Here is a 25,709-nt window from a genome sequence, read left to right on the forward strand (position 1 = left end):
AAAGCCAGGTAATGTGTTATTCATACTACCTGGCTTTTTTGACCAGCAATTTAAGGTTATTTTCATATTTGTGTAAATATGAAACAAGCAGGATACATGAATAGAGAATGGGTAAAATAATACCGAATGATCACTAGATTGTATCAATGATGCTATAAGAGTTTTTTTAGGTAAACTGAAGCAAGAAGCAGTGGTTTAGATTCAGAATGACTAGCAATTGGTGTTATGGTGTTCGATGGTTCAAAAATGAACTCATTTCAACTCATATTCTCTTCGCAATGTATCATTTTGAAGAATATTAAAACTTAGGAGGAAATGAATTATGACAAAAGATTTCTATACTGCACTGAAAGAAAGACGTACTTACTATGGAATTAACAAAGAGGTACAAGTATCGGATGAAAAAATTAAAGAAATTGTGGAGTTTGCTGTGAAATATACTCCATCAGCTTTCAATTCTCAAACTGCGCGATTAGTTGTATTATTTGGTGAAGCTCATGATAAATTATGGGATATTACAACTGAAACATTAAGAAAAGTAGTTGGAGATGGAGATTTCTCAGGAACGCAACAAAAAATGGATTCTTTTAAAGCTGGTTATGGAACAGTACTATTCTTTGAAGATGAGGCTATCGTTAAATCGCTTCAAGAAAAATTTGCTGCATATGCTGAAAACTTCCCAATTTGGTCACACCAAGCATCAGGTATGCACCAATTAGTCGTGTGGACAGGTTTAGAAGCAGAGGGATTAGGGGCATCTTTACAACATTATAATCCATTAATTGATGATGAAGTAAAAACAGAATGGAATGTTCCTGCTAATTGGAAACTGATTGCGCAAATGCCATTTGGTAATCCAACGGCTGCACCAGGAGAAAAAGAATTCCAACCACTTGAAGAGCGTGTGAAATTTCATAAGTAATATTCAAATGTAATAAAGTGAAACTTTAATTAGTAGCGGTCTTACTGTCCGTAAATAGCGGGGGAAGCTAACTGTATTGTGAAAATAAAACTGTTTAGTTACAAAAAGTTTATTCGTTCTTTTTATTAAGCGAGTATGTATGAATAAAAGGCGTTAGAAACACTATTTTAATTTTTAAAGGAACAAGGTGATCGTTTTGATCACCTTGTTTTATTTCTTACATTTTATTTATTAAAAAACGCTAAGTTTTCATAAATGCTTGAAAAAATAGCGTTTTAATCATAGGTATCTGTAATTTGATTACTTAAAACTATATACGAAAAAGCTTTTATACTATTCCTCAAGTTCTATCCATTCCTGTGACCATTCTTCTATTCCGCGAATAATAGCTTCTAAAGCAAATCCTTTTTGAGTTAAAGAATATTCTATACGAACTGGTGTCTCAGGAAAGACTTTACGTTCGACAATTCCTTCTAGTTCTAATTCTTTCAATCTTTCTGAAAGTAATCTTCCGCTAACAGGAAGAGAAGATTCAAGCGTACAAAAGCGCTGAGATCCAGAAAAAAGTTGGTAAATAATTAGTGCTGTCCATCGTTGGCTAAAAAATTTCATTCCTTTTTCAAAGCGAGGGCATAATGTAGAATCATTCATTTTCCTTCACCTCCTAAAATAAATTATATAACATCTTACTATTAGTAACGAATGTTTTTATAATTAATTACTTGACGTAAATTAATTACGAATGTATACTCACTTACATAAAGTAACTAAGTTGTTTTATGTAACTAAAACTCTTTTCTTTAAATGGCCAAATTTGTAATGATACATATTGCATATAAGCTGAGAGAAAAAGAATAGCATCTGTAAAAACACTTACGTTGTGTAAGTTAAACAATAAAAAATATAACAATGGAAGAGAATTTTTAGAGATTCTCAATACTAGGAGGTACCTAATGGTTACAACAGATACAATTCATATGTTAGAAGATAAAATTCAATTTATACATCAAGATGGAAAGGATATTTATTTAGTAGGACCTATCAAATTGCCAATTAATTTATATGGGGAGACTAAAATTTTCCAATGGTATTCTTGGTTACAATGTAGTGAGGTTACAAATAGTGTAGAAGGAATTATCGAAAAACTCTCATCTATTAATTTAGCTGATATGCAGCAATCTAGTGTGCTTGTATATGGTGATTTTGAGAATTCTGAAGATGCCCTAATTCGTATGCATAGTATTTGTCACACCGGTGATATCTTTGGTAGTAAACGTTGTGACTGTGGATTCCAATTAAAGCAGTCTTTACAAATGATTACAGAACATGGTTCAGGTGCTTTATTTTACTTAGCGAATCATGAAGGAAGAGGAATTGGTTTGTTTAGTAAAGCAATGACGTACCTCTTGCAAGAAAATGGGTTAGATACAGTAGAAGCTAATCTGAACCTAGGCTTTGAAGATGATGTTCGAAACTATGATGATACAATTGAAGTATTAAAAGCGCTACGCTCAAAACCTGTAAAACTTATTACAAATAATCCGAAAAAATTAGAAGCGTTACAAAAAGCTGGATTAAATGTTACGAGTCGTGAACCGTTATGGGGTGATATCTCAGAGTTTAATGAGAAATATTTGCAAACGAAGATTCAGCGTTCTGGACATTTTGAAGGGGGACACTTACATGCTTGAGCATGAATTGTATATGAAGCTAGCACTAGAAAATGCCAAGGCTATGAAGGGACAAACGACTCCAAATCCATTGGTTGGATCTGTAATTGTAAATGATAATCGAATTGTAGGGGTCGGAGCACATATGAAGGCCGGAGAACCACATGCCGAAATACATGCGATACGTATGGCTGGAGAACAGGCACGTGGTGCTACAATCTATGTAACTCTTGAACCTTGTTCTCATTATGGTAGAACAGGGCCTTGTGCTGAAGCAATTGTACAAGCAGGAATTAAGAAGGTAGTAGTTGCTACACTTGATCCAAACCCGCTTGTTTCTGGACGTGGAATTAAAATTCTACAAGATGCAGGTATTGAAGTACTTGTAGGAGTGTGTGAAGAAGAATCTAAAAAAATGAATGAAGTCTTTAATAAATATATTTTGACAAAGCGTCCATTTGTAACGATTAAATCAGGAGTTACATTAGATGGGAAAATCGCTACGTCTTCATCGGATAGTAAGTGGATTACATCTACAGAAGCAAGACAAGAAGTACACCAAATACGAAACGAAAATGCGGCTATTTTAGTAGGAGCGAATACTGTTCAAAAGGATAATCCATCATTGACAACGCGTATTCCAAATGGACGAAATCCAATTCGAATAATATTGGACTCGACATTACGCATACCGATGGAAGCTAACGTTGTTACAGATGGAGAAGCTCCTACCTGGATATTTACAACAAGTAATCATGCAGCGAAAAAAAAGAAAGCATTAGAAAATGCAGGAGTTAAAGTATTTGTTACTAGCGGAGAAAAGCATATAAACTTACATGAAATACTTGATGTTTTAGGGCAAAAAGGAGTTTCCTCCCTGCTTATTGAAGGTGGTGGAGAGGTAAATGCTTCGTTTATTGAAAATAAATTGATGAATAAACTTATATTATATGTCGCACCAAAAATTATTGGGGGCAGATTGGCGCCTAGCTTTGTAGGGGGGACTGGTATTACAAAAATGCAAGATGCAATTGAATTTAAGGATATATCATTTACCCAGGTTGGAAAAGATTATAGATTTATTGGCTATCCAGAATATCGGAAAATATAAGGAGAATAAAAGCTACTTATATTTTCCGATAAATGGATTGCAGAAAGGAGCGATGAAGAGTGAAGTTTGGATTTGATATCGATGATACATTAATTGATTTAAGGCAGCATGCTTTTCATTTATATAATAAGAAATTAAACAAAAAAGTAGGATTGGATGTATTTCATTCTTTAAAAACAATTGAAATTCATGAAGCATTTGGCATGACTTCGGAGGAAGGCAGTCATATGTGGAATAGTTTGCTGGATGAGATTTATTATACTTCTTGTTCACCGTTTCCATATGCAGTAGAGACATTACAAGAATTAGAAAAACAGGGACATGAAATATACTATATAACAGCACGGCCTAAAGAACATGGAGAGCAAACAAAAAAATGGTTAATAGAAAAAGGTTTTCCGGTATATGAAGATCGCTTTTTCTATGGAATGAGGGATGAAGAAAAAATACACTTCATACAAGAAATAAAATTAAACTATTTCTTTGATGATAAGCCGGCAGTCTTAGAAACGTTAATAGGAAAACCGATAAATGTGTATGCAAAAACTACTTCTTACAATCAACATCTCAATATCCCGCGGATTACAAGTTGGACGGAGTTAGGAGATATTATAAAGAAAGAAATGTGAGGATTTAACTGGCAAATCAAATAGAGCTAAGAGTATATTGAGTGTTACAATTTTAGAGGAAAGACATAGGTGTTATGTCTTTCCTTATTTTTTAATACTATCGTTTTTATTAGTGCGATGTGCTAGGAGTACTTCTAATAGAGAGGAAATAGAAAAATGAGCAATAAGAAAAATATTTTTAAGCTAGTCTTGTATAGCAGTGTAATTTATATATCAATGATGGGTTCCCCTGGTGCCACAATATTTTTGGATATTTTGGATGAGAAGTTTAAGAATTAATAGGGTGTGTTCATAATCATGAATTTTTGGAAAACCAAAATTACAATGTTAGGTTATTTTGAATCAGTAGTGGATGATATGCAAAATTGCATATCACAAAATAAACATCGTAATTTTTGGATTCTTAGTATAAAATACATTACTTAAACTATATATTAGAATGGAGAAAGTGAATTGGAATTATTAAGAAACAGTAAGGTTGGTACAAAACTAAACATATTAATAACTATATCAAGTATTGCATGTATAGTATTATCCCTAATAGGGTTTTGGGGATTAGAAAGAGGGAAAAGTACTTCCTCTAATATGTATGAGGATAATTTACTACCAATTGAGTGGATTGGTATTGTAGAATCTAATTTTTATCATGTTAATATGAACTTTATGGAAATTATGGTATCAAAAGATGAAAAAAGAATGAATGAATTAATAAGAGAAATGGACGGAATTCGTCAGGAAAATGATCATCTTTTAAAGCAGTTTGAGGCTAAAGTTATTTCTACTAAAGAAAAAGAATTATATAACACGTTTTATGAAACATTTAATGAATTAAGAACTCAAATGAAGAAAGCGCAAGAATTAGGGAAATCTAATAATGAGGAAGCATATGCATATTACCTAAAAGAGATTGAACCTAATATGCAAAAATCAATAAAATCAATTCGTGAATTGATTTTATATAATAGTAATAATGCAGAGCTTTTACAGAAGGAAAATAATAATAGTGCTCAAAATACAATGATAATGTTTATTAGTATTTCGCTTTTAGCAATTTTGATAATTATATTAATTGGATATATTATTAAATTAACTATCCGAAAACCACTTGTGTTACTACAAAATGATATGGAAAAAGTAGCAGCTGGAGATTTAACAACACGTACTCCTTATAAAGCAAATAATGAATTAGGGCATATTGTTCAGTCTTTTAATAGTATGTTAGATAACCTTCAACAATTAATTGCGAATGTTAAGATGACAACACAAGAGGTTATTTCTACTACGGAGGGCGTATTACAAGATACAAATCGAGCGTCTAGTATTTCAAATGAGGTTGTACAGACTGTTTTAGAAGTAAAAACAAAAATAGAAGGACAGGTAACTAGTATTCAGGAGAGCTCATCCTCAATGGAAGAAATTACAACAGGGGTGCAAACTGTAGCTGAATCTTCAGCAGTAGTCGCTGAGGTAGCAGTAACGACTACAGAACGAATAAATATCGGTAGTGAAGTGATAAATCACTCTATTCTTCAAATGAATAGTGTGCATGATGTTGTCGAGGAAACATCAAAAGTAATAAATAAACTTGTTACACGTACACAACAGATTGATACAGCTCTCGCTGCAATTACTAATATTGCCGAACAAACGAATCTTCTTGCCTTAAATGCCGCTATTGAAGCGGCACGTGCTGGAGAGAATGGGAAAGGATTTGCAGTGGTTGCCGCAGAAGTTCGAGACTTGGCTGAGCAATCTAAAGAATCTGCAAAAGAAGTTAATCATTTAATAAAATCCATTCAAAAAGATACCCAAGATACAGTTAATGTCATGCAAAAAGGACAACAAAAGGCAGTAGAAGGAAAAGAAGCTGCTTACAAAGCGAATCAAACCTTCTTGTCTATTATGAGAGATATTGATAAGATTACAAGTCAAATTCAAGAAGTATCCGCAGCGACAGAAGAGATGTCTGCTGGTACAGAAGAAGTAAATGCTTCTCTTTCGCTAGTTTCTGAAACTGCAACGGATGTGAAAAAGGAGACGCTTCAAACAGTAAATTCAATTCAATCACAGGCCGTATCAATTGAACAAATATCAATCCAATCCAACAAAATGAAAGAAAAGGTGGAAGAATTAACGGAACTGGTTTCAAAATTTAATATTACAGAACAAAAAGGATGAGTAAATCATAAAAGTTTACGTATGGCTATCAGCCTAAAAATAATTGATTTTTCGCGATTAAAAAGATTTAAGTAATTAATTCAATCACAAGTTTAATAACATGTATAAAAAAACATGAAGACTTAAGAGTCTTCGTGTTTTTTTTTGAATAATGTCTGAAAAAATATTGATAATTATAGGATACTTTGGGAATTGTCATTAAGTATTCGTATATGCAAAATTACATACATTTAATGATTGATAATCACGAGTTAATGTAACTATAATAATTACACTGATAAGTAACTTACTGACGACAGTTATAAGTGAAGAAGGAGGGTTTTATTGTATTTTGTATATAAAAAATAGAAAAGGAGATATGCAAATGAAAAGATTACTTGTTATAGGCATCATGTATACAATGTTTTTCCACATAGGAAATATACATTTACATGCTGATGAACGAACAAATGTAAAAGAAATTACAAGTTTAGAAGAGCCTACTTGGATATTTCAGGCGGGCATAAGTAAGGGTAAATATCACGATCGACAAGATTTAGGATTTATTTTGCAGAGAAATACACCATTAAAGGTAAGACAAACGAATCCTAATTTTAAAGACAAATTAACATTACGTTTATTGTCTAATGACTCTAAAAATGAAAAATCCATACAAGTAGGAAATGAATGGATTACCATTCAAGGTGATACGCCTTTAGTTCCTTTCATAGATACTCCGTATGGTGAAGAGCATGCTGTACTTGAGTACCAAGTAGGGAATGAAAGTGCTACTAAACCTCTTCCCATTTATAAACAACAAGGAAGTGTATCTCAATTTTTTAGTACATGGGATCAATTTGATGGAGAGTATGCGTTACTTCAAGGGGAGAGTTTTCAATTATTTATACCTAAAAAAGATAAAGAAATAGTAAGGTCTTTAAAAGATTTTCAATCATTGGATGAGTTAATTGCGTATTATGAAGATATTTTTGCGATGTATGATTCAATTATTGGTTTAGATGGTTCAGCGGTTGAAAATAAAAAAAGTCAAAATCGTTATTTTTTAAAAGCAGATATATCTGGTGCTGGCGGTGCCTATTATGGCACAAATTGGACAGCGAATAGTTCAGATAGTACAAAAATGTGGTTAGATAAACTGAGTTGGGGAACTTTACATGAAATCGCTCACGGATACCAAGCTGGTTTTGATAATCAAGGAATATTTACAGGAGAAGTTTCTAATAATCTATTCGGTGTTCAATATCAATATAGTAAATATGGAAAAAAAGCAGATCAAGTTGGTTGGTTGTTTAATTTCGGGAAAAAGGAACAAGTAGAACGGAATTTATATAATGCTTTAATGAAAGAAAATAAAAATTATGATGATTTAGATTTACGACAAAAACTTATTCTTTTAACGATGGCGAAACAAAAAGCTGGTGATGAAGCTTTTGCAAAAATGTATCAAGGTTATCGAAAACTAGCTAGCAATGCTGCTTTCAAAAAGGATGATCATTCTTTACCGGATTTAATGAATCAGTATTATAGTGAGAATGGACAAGTTGATTTTACACCCGTGTTTGAAAGATGGGGCTTTAAGCTTAATAATAAACAAGTAGAGATAAATAGGGCGAAAGGTTATCCGGCTGTTACGTCTTTAGCCTATATAGTGCCTGAATCACAATTAGCTAAAGCGAGAGCTCTAGTTGATTCTGATATTACGATAAACTCCAACTTTGAAATAGTTACAAATCAGCAAATTGCTTCACTTGGGCTAAAAGGGAATTTGCATATCCATTTAAATACAAATGAAATAGATACATTGAAAGGAGGAAAAATTAAATTAAAAGAAGGGAATACAGTTGTTCAAGAGAAAACAATTGAAACAACAGATATCAATTTACAAGACGTACCAAATGGAGTTTATACAGTTGAAATTTCAGGTGGGAAAACGGATAGTATGTACCATTTTAGTTCGTATTATGCCTATGTAAAAGAAAAAGATAATAGTCTAACGATTGATGTTAACGAAATGAAAGTGAGTAAGTTGGTAAATCAAACAATTCAATTCCTAGGATTAGGAGATGACCAGTTTGCCGAATTAAATACAGACTTAGAGCAAAAGCAAGCTGTTTTTACGGTTACTACTAAAACTCCTCATAGCTATTATACAGATGAAAAATACGCATCAATAGAGGTGTTTAATGATAAGGGAGAAAAAATTTATACGAAGGAAATGGAAGGAACAAATGTAACGATAGTAAACGATAGCATTTCACTAAAAGAAGGATATAGAATTAAAATCTATCATGATGAAATAAAAAAACGATTAACTAGTAGAGCTACTATTATTAATCCTATGAATAAAACGAATGAATTTATAATGACAAAATGGGGATTGAAAAATACTTATTTGAAAAATAATCCAGAAGAAAATCTTATGCAAAGAATTGATGAAGAAATGGAAGAAATTATAGGTAATCCAGTTTTAAAAGAGATACCAATGCAAAAATTAGAAATGAAAAAGAATGTGTGGATGGCGATAAATATGTTATCAGAACCACAAAAAATAACGTATATAAATAAATATAAAGATAGCTTATATAATGAGTAATTTTTGAGAAATGAAATGAATCTAAAAGTAACGACGCAATCTATCTATATTATGAGGAATCACAATTCATAGTAGATAAACATAGATAGCTTGAAATATCTATGTTTCCAATTTCGAAAAAACATTCGTTTAACTTAATAATAAGATTATAAAGGAGTAAGAATATGAATAATTTCGTAAAGGTAGGTTTAACTACAGGAGTCGTGTTATCGGCGATTATGCCCTATGGAGGAGTGCATGCGGAAACAGAAGATTTAAAAGTGGAAACAAAGGAAGATACGTTCCGAACAGGTAATTTAACAGCACCTTCTCAAAATTCGGCAGAAAATGTAGCAAAGGATGCACTAAAAGGAAAAACAGAACAAGCATTATCAGCAAAGCAAGTTAATACGGAATCCAAAGTTAATTATAATGTTACGCAAAGTCGTAAATCTTATGATGGTACTACATTGGTACGTCTTCAACAAACGTATGAAGGACGTGATGTATACGGATATCAACTAACAGCACATATTAATGATGATGGTGTACTTACGAGCGTTTCGGGGGATAGTGCCCAAGATCTACAACAACAGGAAGATTTGAAACAACCTATTACTTTATCAGAAGAGGATGCAAAGAAACAGCTTTTCAACATCTATGGAAATGATCTCACATTTATTGAAGAACCAGAAATTAAACAAGTGGTATATGTAGATGAAAATACAAATAAAGCTACAAACGCATATCAAATTACTTTTAGTGCATCTACACCTGAATATGTATCTGGTACAGTATTAATTGATGCTTTTGGTGGTAATCTATTAAAAGAACTCGTTCAAAAATTGGGTATACAAGTAGATAGTAGTATTGTCCAATCTGCGACAGCAAATAAATCACAAGATCCTTCAAAATTAACAGGTACAGGAAAAGATGACTTAGGCATTAATCGTACGTTTGGAATTACACAGCGAAGTGATGGAACGTACATGCTTGCAGATTATTCTCGTGGTAAGGGAATTGAAACATATACTGCTAATTATAAAGATTATAATAATTATAGAAGAAATGTATGGGGGTATCTCGATGATTTAGTAACAAGTAATTCTACAAATTTTACAGATCCTAAAGCAGTTAGTGCCCATTATTTAGCAACAAAAGTATATGATTTTTATCAAGAAAAATATGGCCGTAACAGCTTTGATAATAATGGGCAAAAAGTAATTTCTGTCGTTCATGGTTGGAACACAAATGGTACGAATAAAGGAAATCCTAAGCAGTGGTTCAATGCATTTAGTAATGGAGCTATGCTAGTATACGGAGATCCAATTGTTAGAGCATTTGATGTGGCAGGACATGAATTTACACACGCGGTTACAAGAAATGAGTCTGGACTTGAGTATGCAGGAGAAGCTGGTGCAATTAATGAGGCTCTATCTGATATTTTAGGAGTAGCAGTTGAAAAGTATGCCAATAACGGAAAGTTCAATTGGACAATGGGAGAACAATCAGGTCGTATTTTTAGAGATATGAAAAACCCATCATCTATCTCTTCTAGATATCCGGAGGACTATAGACATTATAATAACTTACCTATTGATGCTGACCACGATCATGGTGGTGTACACACGAACTCTAGCATTATTAATAAAGTAGCTTACTTGATTGCTAGTGGTGGAAACCATAATGGAGTAAACGTACATGGCATTGGAGAAGATAAAATGTTTGATATTTTCTATTATGCAAATACGGATGAATTAAATATGACTTCTAACTTTAAAGAATTAAAAGAAGCTTGTATTCGTGTAGCAACGAACTTATATGGTAAAGACTCATTAGAAGTACAAGCTGTCCAACAAGCCTTTAAAGCAGCTTATATTTAATATTATTTTGATGAATTATAAACCCTTTTATTTTAATATAGTGATTAATTTGTGTGTATAGGCAAAAACCTTGTAGAATTTTTCTGCAAGGTTTTTTTAGAATTTTATTTTACAAATGTGTTATATGGTTTTTAGTTAATTAGAATAAAAATAATCTTATAACTGTATGTAAGAATGTGTGATTTTACAACCTTTTCTATGATAGAAAAGGATACTACGTTAGTAAATGTAAAGGGTTAGAAATTATGGTTTATGGGTTACTTTTTTGTTCCTATGGAACTTTAAAGTGCGTAATTTTCTTTATCGTTAATATATATCATAATGGTATTTATTAGTTGGTTTTAGCGTTACTCTGTTGTTGATGTGATTTTTTAACATTACAATGATTAGAATCAGAATTATCGAGTAGATCTAAATGATGATAATTTCGATTTTTAATTCAGTACAGAGTCCAATAGCTACATAATTTTCGTTTATCCCGCTATTTGCCGGGCGGTAAGACCCCCACTGATTAAAGTTTCACTTTATACTCTTTCGAAAAAAGGGTGGATCTGCTTATTTTCTGTTAAAGATAAGAGAAGTGAACCACAATATAAACGTAATTATTTATTCCAACGTAAGTCAATCATTTAGCACATGAATTTGGAGGAATCTATATGCATATGCAATTAAAAGGAAAAACAGCACTGGTTACTGGATCTACGGCAGGGATTGGAAAAGCAATTGCCACTTCATTAGTAGCGGAAGGAGCTACTGTACTTATTAATGGACGCCGTGAAGAAAATGTTAATCAAACGATAAATGAAATTCAAGCGCAGTATCCGGATGCTATCCTTCAACCCGTAGTAGCTGATTTAGGAACAGAAAAAGGGTGCCAAAATGTGATTGAAAAGTACCCTGAAGTAGACATTCTTATTAATAACTTAGGAATTTTTGAACCTGTAGAATATTTTGATATTCCTGATGAAGATTGGTTTAAATTGTTTGAAGTCAATATTATGAGTGGTGTTCGACTTACTCGCTCGTATTTAAAACAAATGATTGAAAGAAAAGAAGGAAGAGTCATCTTTATTGCTAGCGAAGCAGCTATTATGCCATCTCAAGAAATGGCTCACTATAGTGCGACTAAAACGATGCAACTCTCACTTTCTCGCAGTTTAGCTGAGCTGACGACAGGAACGAATGTGACTGTTAATACTATAATGCCTGGTTCGACTTTAACGGAAGGAGTGGAGACTATGTTAAATAGTCTTTATCCTAATGAGCAATTGACAATAGAAGAAGCTGAGAAGCGATTTATGAAAGAGAATCGACCAACCTCTATTATTCAAAGACTTATTCGACCAGAAGAAATTGCCAATCTTGTCACTTTCTTAAGCAGCCCACTTTCTTCAGCAATTAATGGTTCCGCGTTGCGAATAGACGGGGGATTAGTACGTAGTGTGTTTTAAAAAATTAAAAACAACATAATATTCTGTTGAAGGTAAAGATGGTAAGGCAAATGAGTTGTATTTTATCTATTAATGGAAATATACAAAAAGTAAATTGCGACATGCAAACAGCCGAATTTTCTACTATAAGAAAAATTCGGCTGTTATTTTTTACTTGTTGTAAAGGATGGAAAGCTTTTAAGGTTGTGGCACGCCTCTTAAGACAAAGATAAGGCGAAGCAATCCCGCTGTTATTTGTATTATTTAGTGAAAGTTACCAAACGTTTTTCAACACTATTTTCCCAATTGCTTTATTTGACTCCAAATATTCATGTGCTTGTGCAACTTCATCAAACGTAAAAGGTTTAGAATCTAGCAATGGTCGAAGGTGTCCTTCTTCTACTATTTGCGTTAGTTTAGTTAAAATTTCCCCGCAAGCGTCACGTTTATCTGTATGTAATATTTTTAACGCCATAAAAGTAACGTGCAGAGAGAGTCCTTTTGCGTGTAAAGGAGAGAGGTCATGGGTTGAACGAGCAGCGATTGTTACGACGGTTCCATTGACCGCAGCAGCTTCAAAAGAATGATCAAGATTCTTGCCGCCTACTGTATCAAATATAACTTCAAATCCGTTTCCGTTCGTATGTTTTTGTACATATTCTTGAACAGATTCTTCTTTATAATTAATAGCTATGTCGGCTCCTAGACGATGGGCTATGTCTATTTTGCTTTGCTGAGAAGCGGTTGTAAAAACTTTAGCGCCTGCCCATTTAGCTAGTTGAATGGCTACGTGTCCTACGCCACCAGTAGCTCCATGAATGAGAACATTTTGACCAGGTTTAATATTTGCACGATCAAATAAAGATTCCCAAGCTGTAATTGCAACTAATGGTAGAGCAGCTGCTTCTTCCATTGTTAAATTTTTAGGTTTGTGAGCAATTAATCGCGCATCAGCAAGCATAAATTCTGCAAGTGCACCTCCAGTTTCTTTAAAACCTCCGGCACATCCGTATACTTCATCCCCTGATTTGAATTTCGAAACACCTTCTCCTACTTCAATAACAATACCAGCTACATCGCCGTGTAATATAGCTGGAAACTCAGGAGCGACTGCTGAAACAGCGCCACTACGCATTTTGGTATCGATTGGATTTACACTTGTTGCTTTTACATCGATTAGAACATGACCTGGTAAAAGTTTTGGTTTTGAAACTTCTTCTAATTGAAATACAGATGAATCCCCAAAAGAATGGATAATTTGTGCTTTCATAGTTTATACCTCCTGTTTGTGGTTATAGCATAGCAAAGTGCGAAAAATAAGTATAATATTTTGAATTTGGTTAGTGAGAATTTTATATAAAGAAGAGGAAAGTGCATGAAATGAAATAATGTAACGTACTTCTAAAAACTACTGTAAAGCTTTTTGAAGAAAGGGTAGATGTTATTTTTGCAGCATGATTTATTATTACTCACTTAGTATAGGTACTTAAAAGTGCCTACATCACTTTAAAGTACGTACTGTTATTCATGTTATGGCCGATTTATAATAACACTCGTAGCACAAAGAAAGTTATTACAATTACAATCGGCAACAATGTGGTGTTACAGCATTGTCTATGAAATTTCAAAAGAAATATTAAGAGTAAAGAAAAGTATAGATTTATATGAATGAAGGAAAGTGAGTGAAACACATGGAAAAGTTTGCGAATCATTTTGGATATAATCGTATGTTTGCGAAAGATCAACTTACATTAGGAGTTCACATTCCGATTGAAAATTATCAGTTTCATGCTCCAACGATGGAAAAACAAGTAGAGTTAGTACAAAAAGCGGAACAATACGGTTTTACAGGTGTATGGCTTCGCGATGTATTGCTGCAAGACCCTGACTTTGGTGATCCTGCAACAGGTCAAATTTACGATATGATGATTTATTTGACATATTTAGCAAGCAAAACAGAGAAAATCGCATTTGGAACGTCGGCAACTGTATTGTCACTTCGTCATCCATTGCGTGTGGCGAAAGAAATTGCTACATTGGATCAACTATTTCCAGAAAGAATTATGCTTGGCGTTTCATCCGGTGACAGACGTGCTGATTTCAAGGCGTTAGGTGTTAGTCATGAAACACGAGGTGAAAAGTTTAGAGAAGCGTTTGCTTACTTGGAAGAAATTTTGTATAAAAACTTCCCGTCTATCCAGTCGACACTAGGAGAAGTTCATGGTGCGAATTTAGTTCCAAAACCGTCTAAGCATATTCCAACCTTTATTACAGGTTTTAGTCAGCAAAATATGGACTGGTTCGCTGAACATGGAGATGGATGGATGTATTATCCACGTAGTCCAGTACATCAAGCGGGAGCAATTGGACAATGGAGAGAACTAGTAGAGGATTATCATCCAGATGTATTCAAACCATTTATACAACCGATGCATTTAGATTTATCTGAAGATCCAAATGAACGTCCTACACCGATCCGTTTAGGTTACCGTACAGGGCGTAAGGCACTAATTGAATTACTTGATATATATAAAAGTATTGGTGTGAATCATTTATTCCTTGCTCTATTTGATGGTCAACGTCCAGCTGACGAAGTATTGGATGAGCTAGGAGAAGAAGTACTACCTCATTTCCCAGCATTGTAAAGGAGTGTAAAGAATGAAAGCAATAGGACTTATGCAATATGGAGATAAAAGTGTACTACAAGAGATTGAAATGCAGAAACCGCTATTGGGAGACAACGATATACTGATTGAAGTATATGCAGCTGGTGTAAATCCTGTGGATTGGAAAATACGTGAGGGTTTACTTCAAGACGTAATTTCTTATGACTTCCCGCTCGTTTTAGGATGGGATGTTGCAGGTGTAGTTGCTGCTATAGGAAAAAACGTAACAGCATTTAAAGTGGGGGATGAAGTATATAGTCGTCCAGATATTGAACGAAATGGTACGTATGCAGAGTACGTGGCTGTAGATGAGAAGTATGTAGCGAAAAAACCGAGAAATCTATCTTTTGAGGAAGCAGCATCAATCCCTCTAGTAGGTTTGACAAGTTGGCAAAGTTTAGTGAAATTCGCTAATGTTCAAAAGGGTAATAAGGTTTTAATTCATGCTGGATCTGGCGGGATTGGTACGTTTGCTATTCAGCTAGCAAAAAGCTTCGGTGCACATGTTGCAACTACGACTAGTACGAAAAACATACAGTTTGTAAAGGATTTAGGCGCTGATACTGTCATTGATTACAAAACAGAAGATTTTTCTTTGCTTTTGCATAATTACAATATTGTATTTGATGTGTTAGGCGAGGATGTACTAAAGGATAGTTATAAAGTACTTGCACCAAATGGAAAGTTAGCGTCTATCTATGGTCCGAAAGGTATGGAAATTCCGCAAACTGAAATAGCAAGAGAGAAAAATATTCAGAGTGACCATATATTTACTGAACCTAATGGATATGAACTTTCTCTTATTACAGAATTAATTGAGGGCGGGAAGATTAAACCTGTTGTAACACATGTGTTGCGTTTACATGTAGAAGGCGTAAAAAAAGCACACCACATAAGTGAGTCAGAACGTGCTCTTGGCAAAATTGTATTGAAGAAACATTAGTAAAGTATGAGGTTTTAGAGACAATATTTTGCTAAGTAGCGAATGAGCTTATATATTCTATTCTAGCAATTGTTTTAAAAGGGAGAGAACAAATGGATTCAATGACATTTCTTTTATTCGGAGCGACAGGGGATTTAGCGAAACGCAAAATTTACCCTGCTTTATATAAACTATTTAGTAATCAAAATATACCACAATCTATTTCGATTATCGGTATTGGCAGAAGGGCAATGTCAGATGTGGAATTTCAAACAAAGGTAGAACAATCCCTTGCTACATTTTCTAGAATATCTTCTGATGACGAATCAGGAGTAGAAGAATTTATTAGCACATTTCGTTATTGTCAATTAGATACAGCGAATATAGTGGGCTATCAAGATTTACTGAGCCTTGTAAAAAAGCGTGAAACAGAATTAAATATTTCTGAAAACCGTATGTTTTATCTATCTGTTGTACCAGAAGTATTTGATGTGATTGCTTTAAATATTAAAGAGAGTGGATTGTGGACTACAAAAGGATTAAACCGTCTTATTATAGAGAAGCCTTTTGATTATAATGTAACGTCTGCTCGCGAGTTTAACCGAAAATTAATTGAAGATTTTGATGAAACTGATATTTATTATATCAATCATTATCTTTGAAAATGAATGGTAACTAGGAATACACTTAGAAAAGTATTACAAAATAAATAGTATTTAATTCAAGACATTTTTATTGACGATAATAATTTATGTGGTTAATATACTAGACATAGGATTATTTAATTACTAAAAGTAATTAAATATAAAATATTTCGTTAAGTTCTATAAATAAGTAAGTTGCAGTAGAAATGCTTTGAATTGCCACTATTAATATTGGGGACAATGAGAGAGCGAAAGGTATAAAAAGAATTGGAATTAGATAACTCTTTGTTTTTTATAAAAACAGGAAGTATAAGAGTATGAGCTTCTGTACAATTCATTTTTAGTATATTGACGAGGATTATACAACAAGAGGGGGACTGAACTTGGAATCAATGACCTTTGTTTTATTTGGAGCGACAGGGGACTTAGCGAAACGCAAAATTTACCCCGCGCTATATAACTTATATAGAGATCAAAAGCTTCCAAAGCAGATATCTGTTATCGGGCTTGGAAGACGTCAAGTATCTCATGAAGATTTTCAAGAAAGAATAAAAGAATCAATAGAGACGTTTTCTCGTCAGAGGGAAGAAGGTACTCCGGAACTGGAAGGTTTTTTAGATAATTTTCGCTATTGTCCATTAGATGTGAGTAAGCCGGAAGACTATGAGAGATTATTACAAGTCGTTCGTGAAAGGGAAGAAGAACTACATATAAAAGGTAATAGAATGTTCTATCTTTCAGTTGCTCCTGAATTTTTCGAGACGATTGCTTTAAATATTAAGGAAAGCGGACTTGATAAAACGGATGGATGGAAACGCCTGATGATTGAGAAACCGTTTGGGCACGACCTTACATCTGCTCGTGAGCTGAATGATAAGCTTAGTCGCACGTTTGAAGAAGACGAGATATACCGTATCGATCATTATTTAGGTAAACCGATGATTCAAAACCTTGAAGCGCTAGAATTTGCAAATCCTGTTCTCCAGTCGATTTGGAATAAAGAACATATAGCGAATGTACAAATTACAGCTAGTGAAACGGTTGGGGTTGAAGAAAGAGCTGGATATTATGATCACGCAGGAGCCATTCGAGATATGGTTCAAAATCATATGTTACAAATATTAATGATGACTGCTATGAATCTGCCGGAAAAGGTTAATGCGTGTGAAATTCGAGAGGAAAAACGAAAAGTAATGGAGACGCTTCGTAAAGTGAAAAAAGAAGACGTTCAAAACCATATCGTTCGCGGTCAATACTCTTCAGGAGAGATAAAAGGCGGGCAAGTTGTAGCATATAAAGAGGAACCAGGAGTAAATCCTTCTTCTAACATAGACACATTTATTGCTGCTCGCTTGTGGATCGATAATCCGTTTTGGACTGGCGTTCCATTTTATATACGAACAGGAAAACGAATGAAAGAAAAGTCTACTCGTATTGTAATCGAATTTAAAAATACGTTAAAACAGCAATATCAAGATAATAATCCAAATGCAGAACCTAACTTATTAATAATTGAAATTAGCCCAGGTGAGAACGTTTCATTACAGTTAAATAGTAAAAATCCATTGAAAAATGGAGAAATTGAACCGATGCGTATTAACTTTACTTGTGAGCAAGCGGATGTGGGAGTACCTGAAGCGTATGAAAGACTCATTCATGATGCTGTGAGTGGAGACGCTACATTCTTTGCACATTGGAGAGAAGTTGAATTGTCATGGGAATGGGTACAACCAATTCTTGAAGCGTTCGAGGAAAACTTATTACCGCTTCATGAATATGAGTCTGGTTCATATGGTCCAGAAGCGTCTAATGAACTGTTGCAAGAAAGTGGATTTAAATGGTGGTTAGATCAAGAGACGGAAAAATAAGTACTTTCTTTCATGAAAGCATTTAGGGGGACGATTACTATGACACAAAACATAAATCAATTAGCAGTGAATACACTTCGTACGTTATCAATTGATGCTATTAATGCGGCAAACTCAGGTCATCCAGGTCTTCCGATGGGAGCAGCACCAATGGCTTATGCATTATGGGCGAATCATTTAAATTACAATCCTAATCACCCAGAATGGTTTAACCGTGATCGTTTCGTTTTATCGGCGGGACATGGATCTAGTCTGTTATATAGCCTGCTTCATTTAGCTGGATATGATGTTTCAATTGATGACTTGAAAAACTTCAGAAAGTTAAATAGTAAAACACCAGGACATCCTGAGTTTGGTCATACTTCTGGAGTCGAAGCGACGACAGGCCCGTTAGGACAAGGGATTGCCAATGCTGTCGGAATGGCAATGGCAGAAGCGCATTTAGCAGCGAAGTTCAATAAGGATGGTCACTCTATTATAGATCACAATACGTACGCTTTAGTCGGAGATGGTGACTTAATGGAGGGTGTCGCTTATGAAGCGATGTCAATGGCAGGACATATGAAACTTGGCAAGTTAATTGTACTGTATGATTCAAATGAAATTTCACTTGATGGTGAATTAGGCATTGCTTTCTCTGAAGATATTCAGAAAAGGGCAGAATCTGTACATTGGCAATATGTAAGAGTTGAAGATGGAAACGATGTCGATGCTATTACAAAAGCTATTCAATCAGCGAAAGAAAATACGGATCAACCTACTCTTATAGAAATTAGAACTATTATAGGTTATGGAAGTCCAAAAGTTGCTGGAACGAACAAAGCACATGGTAATCCGCTTGGAGTAGAAGAGGCAACAGCGACAAAACAAGTGTATGGTTGGGATTATGAGGAAGATTTCTTTGTACCTGAAGAAGTAAAAGCTCATTTTAATGAACTGAAACAAAGAGGTACTGAAAAAGAGAACGAATGGAATGAGCAGTTCAACTTATACAGAGAGTCGAACCCTGCACTAGCAGATGAATTAGAAAAAGCGATTACAGGTGATGTTTTAATTGAAGCGAAAGACATTCTATCCTTTGATATTGAAAAAACGATTTCTACTCGTGTTGCAAGTGGGGAAGCTATTAATCATTATGTGAAATCGATTCCTTCTATTTTCGGTGGAAGTGCAGATCTTTCGCATTCTACGATGACAGATATAAAAGGTGAAGCAGTGTATGCGATAGAATCGTATGCTGGCCGAAATATATACTTTGGTGTACGTGAACATGCAATGGGCGCGGCAGCGAATGGACTGGCTCTTCATGGAGGAGTAAAACCGTTCGTAAGTACATTCTTTGTATTTAATGATTATCTTCGTCCATCAATTCGACTTGCTGCATTGCAAAAGTTACCTGTTACTTACGTATTTACACATGATTCGATCGCTGTAGGAGAAGATGGTCCAACGCATGAACCAATTGAACAATTGGCAGCTCTTCGGGCAATTCCTGGTTTAACAGTTATCCGCCCATCAGATGCAAATGAAACAGCGAGTGCTTGGGCGTATGCTTTACAGCAAACGGATGGTCCAGTCGTTTTAGTACTGAGCCGTCAAAATTTACCGGTGTTTAATGAAACGAAAGCGAACATAGAGAATCTCTCTAAAGGAGCTTACGTATTAACACAAACAAATGAAAATCCGGATGTAATTTTAATTGCGACAGGTTCTGAAGTATCCTTAGCTGCTAGTGCGAAAGCAAAATTAGAAGAAGAACAAGTTTCTGTTCGCATCGTTGCAATGCCAAGCTGGGAGCTATTCGATCGCCAATCGAACGAATATAAAGAATCCGTTCTTCCGTCTTCTATAACGAAACGAGTATCTCTTGAAATGGGTGTATCTCTAGGTTGGGAACGTTATGTAGGACAAGAAGGAAAAATATTATCGATTGAAACATTTGGAGCTTCAGGAACTGGAGCTGAAGTCATGAATCTATTTGGATTTACGACAGAAAATGTTGTTCAAATTACAAAAAATGTATTGAATTCTTAAGCTATGACTGTGAATACCTTTCTGTACATACCAACTTATTAGTGCTGAAAGGTATTCCAGATTGTAGTGATATGAATTTTTAATAAAAGATGATCTGAGGAGGAATTATATTATGCAAGTAGGATTAATTGGTTTAGGTAAAATGGGATTAAACTTAGGGAAAAATTTAATGGATCATAAACATGAAGTAGCAGCATTTGATTTAAATTCAAGTGCAGTAGAAGAAATGAAAGAATACGGGGCTACAGGTGTATCTAGCTTAAATGAACTTGTTCAGTCATTACAATCACCAAGAATTCTTTGGGTAATGGTACCACACGCTGTTGTTGATTCTGTTATTGATGAGGTTACACCACTTTTATCAAAAGGAGATATTTTAATTGAAGCTGGTAATTCACATTATAAAGAGTCTATCCGCCGATATGAGCAATTAAAGAAAGATGGCATTCACTTTATGGATGCAGGGACTTCTGGCGGAATGGAAGGCGCTCGTAATGGTGCTTGTTACATGATCGGAGGAGATCAAGAAGCTTGGGACATCGTTGAACCTATCTTCCGCGATACTGCTGTAGAAAATGGATTCTTATATGCAGGAAAAGCTGGTAGTGGTCACTTCTTAAAAATGGTTCACAACGGAATTGAATACGGTATGATGGCTGCTATTGGTGAAGGATTTGAGATTCTAGAGAAAAGTGAATTTGACTACGATTATGAAAAAGTATCAAGAGTATGGAACAACGGTTCAGTCATTCGTTCTTGGTTAATGGAATTAACAGAAAATGCATTTTCTAAAGATGCAAAACTGGATGAAATTAAGGGTGTTATGCATTCTTCTGGTGAAGGAAAATGGACAGTAGAAACAGCATTAGACCTTCAAACAGCAACTCCTGTTATCGCAATGTCTCTATTAATGCGCTACCGCTCATTAGACAATGATACATTTACAGGAAAAGTTGTAGCAGCTCTGCGCAATGAATTTGGCGGACATGCAGTAGAAAAGAAATAAAGTGAAACTTTAATAAGTAGGGGCTTTATTCCATACCAATCGGGCTTTTACGGGATAAGCATATTAAACATGTAAATCATCAACGTTTAAAAACTGGAGGGAATTGATCATGAAATTTTTTATTGATACTGCAAATCTTGAGGACATAAAAAAAGCATATAAACTTGGAGTTTTAGCTGGTGTTACAACGAATCCTTCTTTAGTAGCAAAAGAGGGCGTTAAGTTTGAAGACCGTATCGCAGAAATTTGTCAGGCAGTACCTAAAGTTGAGTCTGTTTCGGCAGAAGTAACGCCAGATGCTGTTACAGCTGAAGAAATGATTGCTCAAGCAGAAGAATTAATTAAAATTAACGGTGGCGATAAAAACGTCACGATAAAACTTCCAATGACGCTAGCAGGATTAGAAGCTTGTCGCTATCTTACTGAAAAAGGTGTGAAAACGAACGTTACACTTATTTTCACTGTGAACCAAGCACTTTTAGCTGCTCGAGCAGGTGCAACGTATGTTTCTCCATTTTTAGGACGCTTAGATGATATTTCTGAAGATGGTGTACTATTAGTTGCTAAAATTGCTGAATTATTCGATGTTCATCAATTAGATACACAAATTATTGCGGCTTCTGTCAGACATCCAGATCATGTAACTCGTGTAGCGATGGCAGGTGCTCACATTGCAACAATCCCTTATAAAGTAATCGAGCAACTTGCTATGCACCCATTAACAGACCAAGGTATTGAGAAATTTGCTGCGGATTGGGCGAAAGCTCCTAAATTATAATACATGAAAGTGAAGGTGCTTTCCGAAAATTGCTTTTCATGAGAGGACAAATCCTAAGTAACTTCATCGTTTAAACTGGATCCCGAGTTTGTAGTCTTACTACGTGAAAAAAGCAGAGATGAAAGTGTCATTCACTTTTAAAAAAGGAAAAATTGATCGCGCGAAGCGTTTATCACAATAACATTATAATTATGAAAGAGAAATCCCCTTATTAGAGAGATGAGTTATAGTGTATCTCTAATAAGGGAGATTCTTTTTATATAAATCATTATGATGTGAAGATGCTTTTAAACGTATAGCAATATGTAAAGGTATCTTTTACTCAAGTAAGAACTATATAGGTTCTTTTAATTATATAGTAATTATGAAAGGGTTTACATAAAGGGGGATTGAGTATGAATATGTACCTTTTAATTATTACATTATTATCAATTGTAATTGTTATTTTAGGGGTATCGTGGTGGAGATGGCATGCGTTTATTAGTTTAACGGTTGCAAGTTTGTTTTTAGCAATTATGTCTGGAATGCCAATGGATAAAATAGTGAGTGCTTATGAAACGGGAGTCGGAAGTGTTCTCGGGCATTTAGTAGGTATTTTAGTATTAGGTACAATTTTAGGGAAAATGATGGCAGAGTCAGGTGCTGGAATGCAAGTGGCAGAGTTCTTTATTAAATCCTTTGGGATAAAAAACTTACCATGGGCTATGTTAATTGCAGGTTTTATTATTGGAATTCCGGTGTTTTTTGAAGTAGGCATTTTAATATTACTGCCGTTAGTAATTTCAATTCATAAAACAACGAAACAAAATATTTTATTGATAGCATTACCAGCAATTGCTGGGCTATCTGTCGTACACGGCCTTGTTCCTCCGCATCCAGGGGCAATTGTAGCAATTGGTATTTATAAAGCGAATCTTGGGAAGGTACTATTGTATTCACTCATTATTACATTTTTTGCAGCGATTATTGCAGGTCCTATATTTGCGAAATGGATTCACAAACGTGTAATTCCTGAAAATGAGCCAGAATTGATTCGTGTAAATACAAAATCAACGAAATTACCAGGAATAGGAGTTTCATTTTTAGTTATTTTGTTACCTGTTATGTTAATGGTTTTAGCTGCAGCAGCTCCTTATGTGCCTCTTTCTAATACTTTGATGAAGATTGTCACATTAATCGGTAGTCCTATCATTGCACTATTGATTGCATGTTTTGCGGCGTTCTATTTTCTTGGATTTCGTCAAGGTATCGATAAAAAAGCTATTAAGAAGATAACAGAAGATAGCTTATTACCAATCGGTTCAATTGTTGCGATTATTGGTGCCGGCGGGGGATTTAAGCAAATTCTTATCGATAGTGGTGTAGGCAATGCTATTGCTCAAATGTCTGAGCATTTAGCTCTATCCCCAATTGTATTAGCATTTATAGTAGCAGGATTAATTCGAATTGCTACAGGGTCAGCGACAGTCGCTTTAACAACAGCAGCGGGTATCGTTTCGCCAATCGTTGAAAATACAACAGGTGTGAACTTAGAGTTACTCGTTATTGCAACAGGTGCAGGAGCATTAATGTTGTCACACGTAAACGATGCTGGTTTTTGGATGGTAAAAGAATACCTAGGGTTAACAGTGAAAGAAACATTTAAAACATGGACAGTATTAGAAACGTTACTTTCATTTATCGCTTTTGGAGGAGTTTTACTACTCGATATGTTTGTTTAAGATAAAGATGTTTCTATTTAGATAATTGTGGCATACAACGTTATCAATAGATAAAAGGAATGTATTTTTATGGTGGGATACTGTAACAATTTTTTGTTAGGAGGAAGAAATGGTGAGCTCAAAATATATGATTGGTGTAGACATTGGAACAACTAGTACAAAATCAGTTCTATTTTCTACTGATGGATCTGTTATTGCTAGTCATGGAATTGAATATCCTTTATATTCTCCTACGCCTGAAACAGCGGAACAAGACCCAGAAGAAATTTTTCGTGCAGTAATAAATACGATTAAAGAAACTGTACGATCAAGTAGTGTACAGCCAAGTGATATTCTTTGTGTCTCTTTTAGTTCGGCAATGCATAGTATCATTGCCGTAGATGAAAAGGGAGAGCCGTTAACGAGATGTATCACTTGGGCAGATAATAGAAGTGCAAGCTGGGCGGAGAAAATAAAGAATGATATGAATGGTCATGAAATTTACCTTCGTACTGGGACACCAATTCATCCGATGTCACCACTTTCGAAATTAGTTTGGCTACAGAATGAGCAGGCAGAGTTATTCGCAAAAAGTTATAAATTCATTTCTATTAAAGAATATGTTTTTTACAAGTTATATAAAGAGTATGTAATTGATTATTCTATAGCGTCAGCAACAGGGATGTTTAATTTGAAATCTTTAAAATGGGATGAAGAGGCTTTACATGTTGCGGGAATTACAGATGAAAAGCTTTCTAAACTTGTTCCAACAACGCACAGTTTAACAGGATTAGATGAAGAGCTTGCCAAAGAGATGAATGTACTTGTTTCTACGCCTTTTGTAGTAGGAGCGAGTGATGGAGTACTATCTAATTTAGGTGTAAATGCAATAGATCCTGGCGTTGTGGCTGTTACAATTGGTACAAGCGGTGCGATACGTGCTGTAACAAATCGTCCTGTAACAGATCCAAAAGGTAGAATTTTTTGTTATGCGTTAACTGAAGACCATTGGGTAATCGGTGGACCAGTTAATAATGGCGGTATGATTTTCAGATGGGCTCGTGACCAATTGGGTACTTCAGAGATTGAGCTTGCAAAGCGTTTAGGGAAAGATCCATATGAAGTACTTACTGAAATAGCAGCAAAAGTGAATCCTGGATCTGACGGTTTATTGTTTCACCCGTATTTAGCAGGGGAAAGAGCTCCTTTATGGAATGCAAATGCACGAGGATCTTTCTTTGGACTCGGATTGCATCATAAGAAAGAACATCTTATCCGTGCTGTTTTAGAAGGAGTAATTTATAATTTATATACGGTTCTTCTCGCTTTAAAAGAGTTAATTGGCGAACCGAAAAAAATTCAAGCGACAGGCGGCTTTGCAAGGTCGGAACTTTGGAGACAGATGATGGCGGACATCTTCCATCAAGACGTATATGTTCCGGAAAGTTTCGAAAGCTCTTGCTTAGGAGCTGCCATCCTCGGTTTATATAGTTTAGGTGAAATAGATACATTATCTGTAGTTTCTGAAATGGTAGGTGCAGATTTCCATCATGAGCCAAACATGGAAAGTGTGGAAAAATATAAAGATTTAACGCCAATCTATATCCGTCTGTCCCGTCAATTGGAAGAAGAATATGAAAGTATAGCAGCGTATCAAAAAAAGTGGGTTTAAAAGCTATTTACCAAGAAAATATGG

19 protein-coding genes are annotated in these 25,709 nt (G+C 34.8%); 17 read left to right on the top strand and 2 right to left on the bottom strand.

Translation table 11 applies throughout. The annotated features are described in order from the left end of the window. The first annotated feature begins 322 nt into the window (after nt 1–322). Nucleotides 323–922, top strand: coding sequence for a nitroreductase family protein (locus tag CQ064_RS18905; RefSeq protein ID WP_000158940.1), 600 nt, complete (start codon nt 323–325; stop codon nt 920–922). A gap of 333 nt (nt 923–1,255) precedes the next feature. Here the strand turns inward: CQ064_RS18905 and CQ064_RS18910 are convergent, their stop codons facing one another. Then, nucleotides 1,256–1,573: a winged helix-turn-helix transcriptional regulator gene (locus tag CQ064_RS18910; protein ID WP_001000104.1), complete on the bottom strand. Its 318-nt coding sequence runs from the start codon at nt 1,571–1,573 to the stop codon at nt 1,256–1,258. Between the two features lie 302 nt (nt 1,574–1,875). On the opposite strand from CQ064_RS18910, the gene CQ064_RS18915 reads away from it, so the two are divergent. The 7 genes from CQ064_RS18915 (at nt 1,876) to CQ064_RS18945 (ending at nt 12,416) form a co-directional block, all read left to right on the top strand. Then, nucleotides 1,876–2,613, top strand: coding sequence for a GTP cyclohydrolase II (locus tag CQ064_RS18915; protein WP_000258857.1), 738 nt, complete (start codon nt 1,876–1,878; stop codon nt 2,611–2,613). Beyond that, on the top strand, nt 2,606–3,703 hold the full coding sequence (gene ribD / locus CQ064_RS18920) for a bifunctional diaminohydroxyphosphoribosylaminopyrimidine deaminase/5-amino-6-(5-phosphoribosylamino)uracil reductase RibD (RefSeq protein ID WP_000889426.1): 1,098 nt from the start codon (nt 2,606–2,608) through the stop codon (nt 3,701–3,703). Before CQ064_RS18915 ends, ribD begins: the two co-directional genes overlap by 8 nt. 59 nt (nt 3,704–3,762) lie before the next feature. Beyond that, on the top strand, nt 3,763–4,332 hold the full coding sequence (locus CQ064_RS18925; RefSeq protein ID WP_000668226.1) for a 5' nucleotidase, NT5C type: 570 nt from the start codon (nt 3,763–3,765) through the stop codon (nt 4,330–4,332). A 453-nt stretch (nt 4,333–4,785) separates the two neighbouring features. After that, nucleotides 4,786–6,510, top strand: a complete 1,725-nt coding sequence (locus tag CQ064_RS18930) for a methyl-accepting chemotaxis protein (protein ID WP_000422012.1) — start codon at nt 4,786–4,788, stop codon at nt 6,508–6,510. A 364-nt stretch (nt 6,511–6,874) separates the two neighbouring features. Next, on the top strand, nt 6,875–9,103 hold the full coding sequence (locus CQ064_RS18935) for a putative mucin/carbohydrate-binding domain-containing protein (protein ID WP_014482088.1): 2,229 nt from the start codon (nt 6,875–6,877) through the stop codon (nt 9,101–9,103). A gap of 164 nt (nt 9,104–9,267) precedes the next feature. Beyond that, nucleotides 9,268–10,965: a M4 family metallopeptidase gene (locus CQ064_RS18940; RefSeq protein WP_001058944.1), complete on the top strand. Its 1,698-nt coding sequence runs from the start codon at nt 9,268–9,270 to the stop codon at nt 10,963–10,965. 656 nt (nt 10,966–11,621) lie between these two features. Further along, nucleotides 11,622–12,416, top strand: a complete 795-nt coding sequence (locus CQ064_RS18945; RefSeq protein ID WP_000551091.1) for an SDR family NAD(P)-dependent oxidoreductase — start codon at nt 11,622–11,624, stop codon at nt 12,414–12,416. 253 nt (nt 12,417–12,669) lie between these two features. Here CQ064_RS18945 and CQ064_RS18955 read toward each other — a convergent pair whose 3' ends face one another. Further along, entirely contained in the window at nt 12,670–13,665 is a 996-nt protein-coding gene (locus tag CQ064_RS18955) for a zinc-dependent alcohol dehydrogenase family protein (RefSeq protein WP_000647249.1), read from the bottom strand. A 421-nt stretch (nt 13,666–14,086) separates the two neighbouring features. Here CQ064_RS18955 and CQ064_RS18960 point away from each other — a divergent pair, with 421 nt between their 5' ends. The 9 genes from CQ064_RS18960 to gntK all read left to right on the top strand — a co-directional run bounded on the left by CQ064_RS18960 (nt 14,087) and on the right by gntK (nt 25,685). Beyond that, complete coding sequence (locus CQ064_RS18960; RefSeq protein WP_000410326.1) at nt 14,087–15,040, top strand: LLM class oxidoreductase; 954 nt, start codon at nt 14,087–14,089, stop codon at nt 15,038–15,040. Between the two features lie 13 nt (nt 15,041–15,053). Further along, complete coding sequence (locus tag CQ064_RS18965) at nt 15,054–16,004, top strand: NADP-dependent oxidoreductase (RefSeq protein WP_000643790.1); 951 nt, start codon at nt 15,054–15,056, stop codon at nt 16,002–16,004. A gap of 92 nt (nt 16,005–16,096) precedes the next feature. Next, complete coding sequence (locus CQ064_RS18970) at nt 16,097–16,645, top strand: glucose-6-phosphate dehydrogenase (protein ID WP_000377932.1); 549 nt, start codon at nt 16,097–16,099, stop codon at nt 16,643–16,645. A gap of 365 nt (nt 16,646–17,010) precedes the next feature. Beyond that, complete coding sequence (zwf, locus tag CQ064_RS18975) at nt 17,011–18,495, top strand: glucose-6-phosphate dehydrogenase (RefSeq protein ID WP_000445356.1); 1,485 nt, start codon at nt 17,011–17,013, stop codon at nt 18,493–18,495. Between the two features lie 39 nt (nt 18,496–18,534). Further along, entirely contained in the window at nt 18,535–20,529 is a 1,995-nt protein-coding gene (gene tkt / locus CQ064_RS18980) for a transketolase (protein ID WP_000193054.1), read from the top strand. Nucleotides 20,530–20,641: 112 nt separating this feature from the next. Continuing rightward, a complete protein-coding gene (gnd, locus tag CQ064_RS18985; protein WP_001195916.1) occupies nt 20,642–21,535 on the top strand; it encodes a phosphogluconate dehydrogenase (NAD(+)-dependent, decarboxylating) in 894 nt (297 codons plus the stop codon). A gap of 109 nt (nt 21,536–21,644) precedes the next feature. Beyond that, complete coding sequence (gene fsa, locus CQ064_RS18990) at nt 21,645–22,313, top strand: fructose-6-phosphate aldolase (RefSeq protein ID WP_000667692.1); 669 nt, start codon at nt 21,645–21,647, stop codon at nt 22,311–22,313. A 395-nt stretch (nt 22,314–22,708) separates the two neighbouring features. Further along, nucleotides 22,709–24,034, top strand: a complete 1,326-nt coding sequence (gene gntP, locus CQ064_RS18995) for a gluconate permease GntP (RefSeq protein WP_001057600.1) — start codon at nt 22,709–22,711, stop codon at nt 24,032–24,034. 109 nt (nt 24,035–24,143) lie between these two features. Then, complete coding sequence (gntK, locus tag CQ064_RS19000) at nt 24,144–25,685, top strand: gluconokinase (protein ID WP_000254953.1); 1,542 nt, start codon at nt 24,144–24,146, stop codon at nt 25,683–25,685. Nucleotides 25,686–25,709 lie beyond the last annotated feature (24 nt).

It is taken from the genome of Bacillus sp. MYb78 (assembly GCF_002975115.1).
GTDB classification, from domain to species: domain Bacteria; phylum Bacillota; class Bacilli; order Bacillales; family Bacillaceae_G; genus Bacillus_A; species Bacillus_A cereus.

What these genes read in the sequence shown, in the direction of transcription:
- gntP (WP_001057600.1), top strand. Translation starts at nt 22,709, where the DNA reads ATGAATATGTACCTTTTAATTATTACATTATTATCAATTGTAATTGTT.
- CQ064_RS18915 (WP_000258857.1), top strand. Translation starts at nt 1,876, where the DNA reads ATGGTTACAACAGATACAATTCATATGTTAGAAGATAAAATTCAATTT.
- fsa (WP_000667692.1), top strand. Translation starts at nt 21,645, where the DNA reads ATGAAATTTTTTATTGATACTGCAAATCTTGAGGACATAAAAAAAGCA.
- CQ064_RS18945 (WP_000551091.1), top strand. Translation starts at nt 11,622, where the DNA reads ATGCATATGCAATTAAAAGGAAAAACAGCACTGGTTACTGGATCTACG.
- CQ064_RS18965 (WP_000643790.1), top strand. Translation starts at nt 15,054, where the DNA reads ATGAAAGCAATAGGACTTATGCAATATGGAGATAAAAGTGTACTACAA.
- CQ064_RS18940 (WP_001058944.1), top strand. Translation starts at nt 9,268, where the DNA reads ATGAATAATTTCGTAAAGGTAGGTTTAACTACAGGAGTCGTGTTATCG.
- gnd (WP_001195916.1), top strand. Translation starts at nt 20,642, where the DNA reads ATGCAAGTAGGATTAATTGGTTTAGGTAAAATGGGATTAAACTTAGGG.
- CQ064_RS18955 (WP_000647249.1), bottom strand. Translation starts at nt 13,665, where the DNA reads ATGAAAGCACAAATTATCCATTCTTTTGGGGATTCATCTGTATTTCAA.
- gntK (WP_000254953.1), top strand. Translation starts at nt 24,144, where the DNA reads ATGGTGAGCTCAAAATATATGATTGGTGTAGACATTGGAACAACTAGT.
- CQ064_RS18910 (WP_001000104.1), bottom strand. Translation starts at nt 1,573, where the DNA reads ATGAATGATTCTACATTATGCCCTCGCTTTGAAAAAGGAATGAAATTT.
- CQ064_RS18905 (WP_000158940.1), top strand. Translation starts at nt 323, where the DNA reads ATGACAAAAGATTTCTATACTGCACTGAAAGAAAGACGTACTTACTAT.
- tkt (WP_000193054.1), top strand. Translation starts at nt 18,535, where the DNA reads ATGACACAAAACATAAATCAATTAGCAGTGAATACACTTCGTACGTTA.
- ribD (WP_000889426.1), top strand. Translation starts at nt 2,606, where the DNA reads ATGCTTGAGCATGAATTGTATATGAAGCTAGCACTAGAAAATGCCAAG.
- CQ064_RS18970 (WP_000377932.1), top strand. Translation starts at nt 16,097, where the DNA reads ATGGATTCAATGACATTTCTTTTATTCGGAGCGACAGGGGATTTAGCG.
- CQ064_RS18960 (WP_000410326.1), top strand. Translation starts at nt 14,087, where the DNA reads ATGGAAAAGTTTGCGAATCATTTTGGATATAATCGTATGTTTGCGAAA.
- CQ064_RS18935 (WP_014482088.1), top strand. Translation starts at nt 6,875, where the DNA reads ATGAAAAGATTACTTGTTATAGGCATCATGTATACAATGTTTTTCCAC.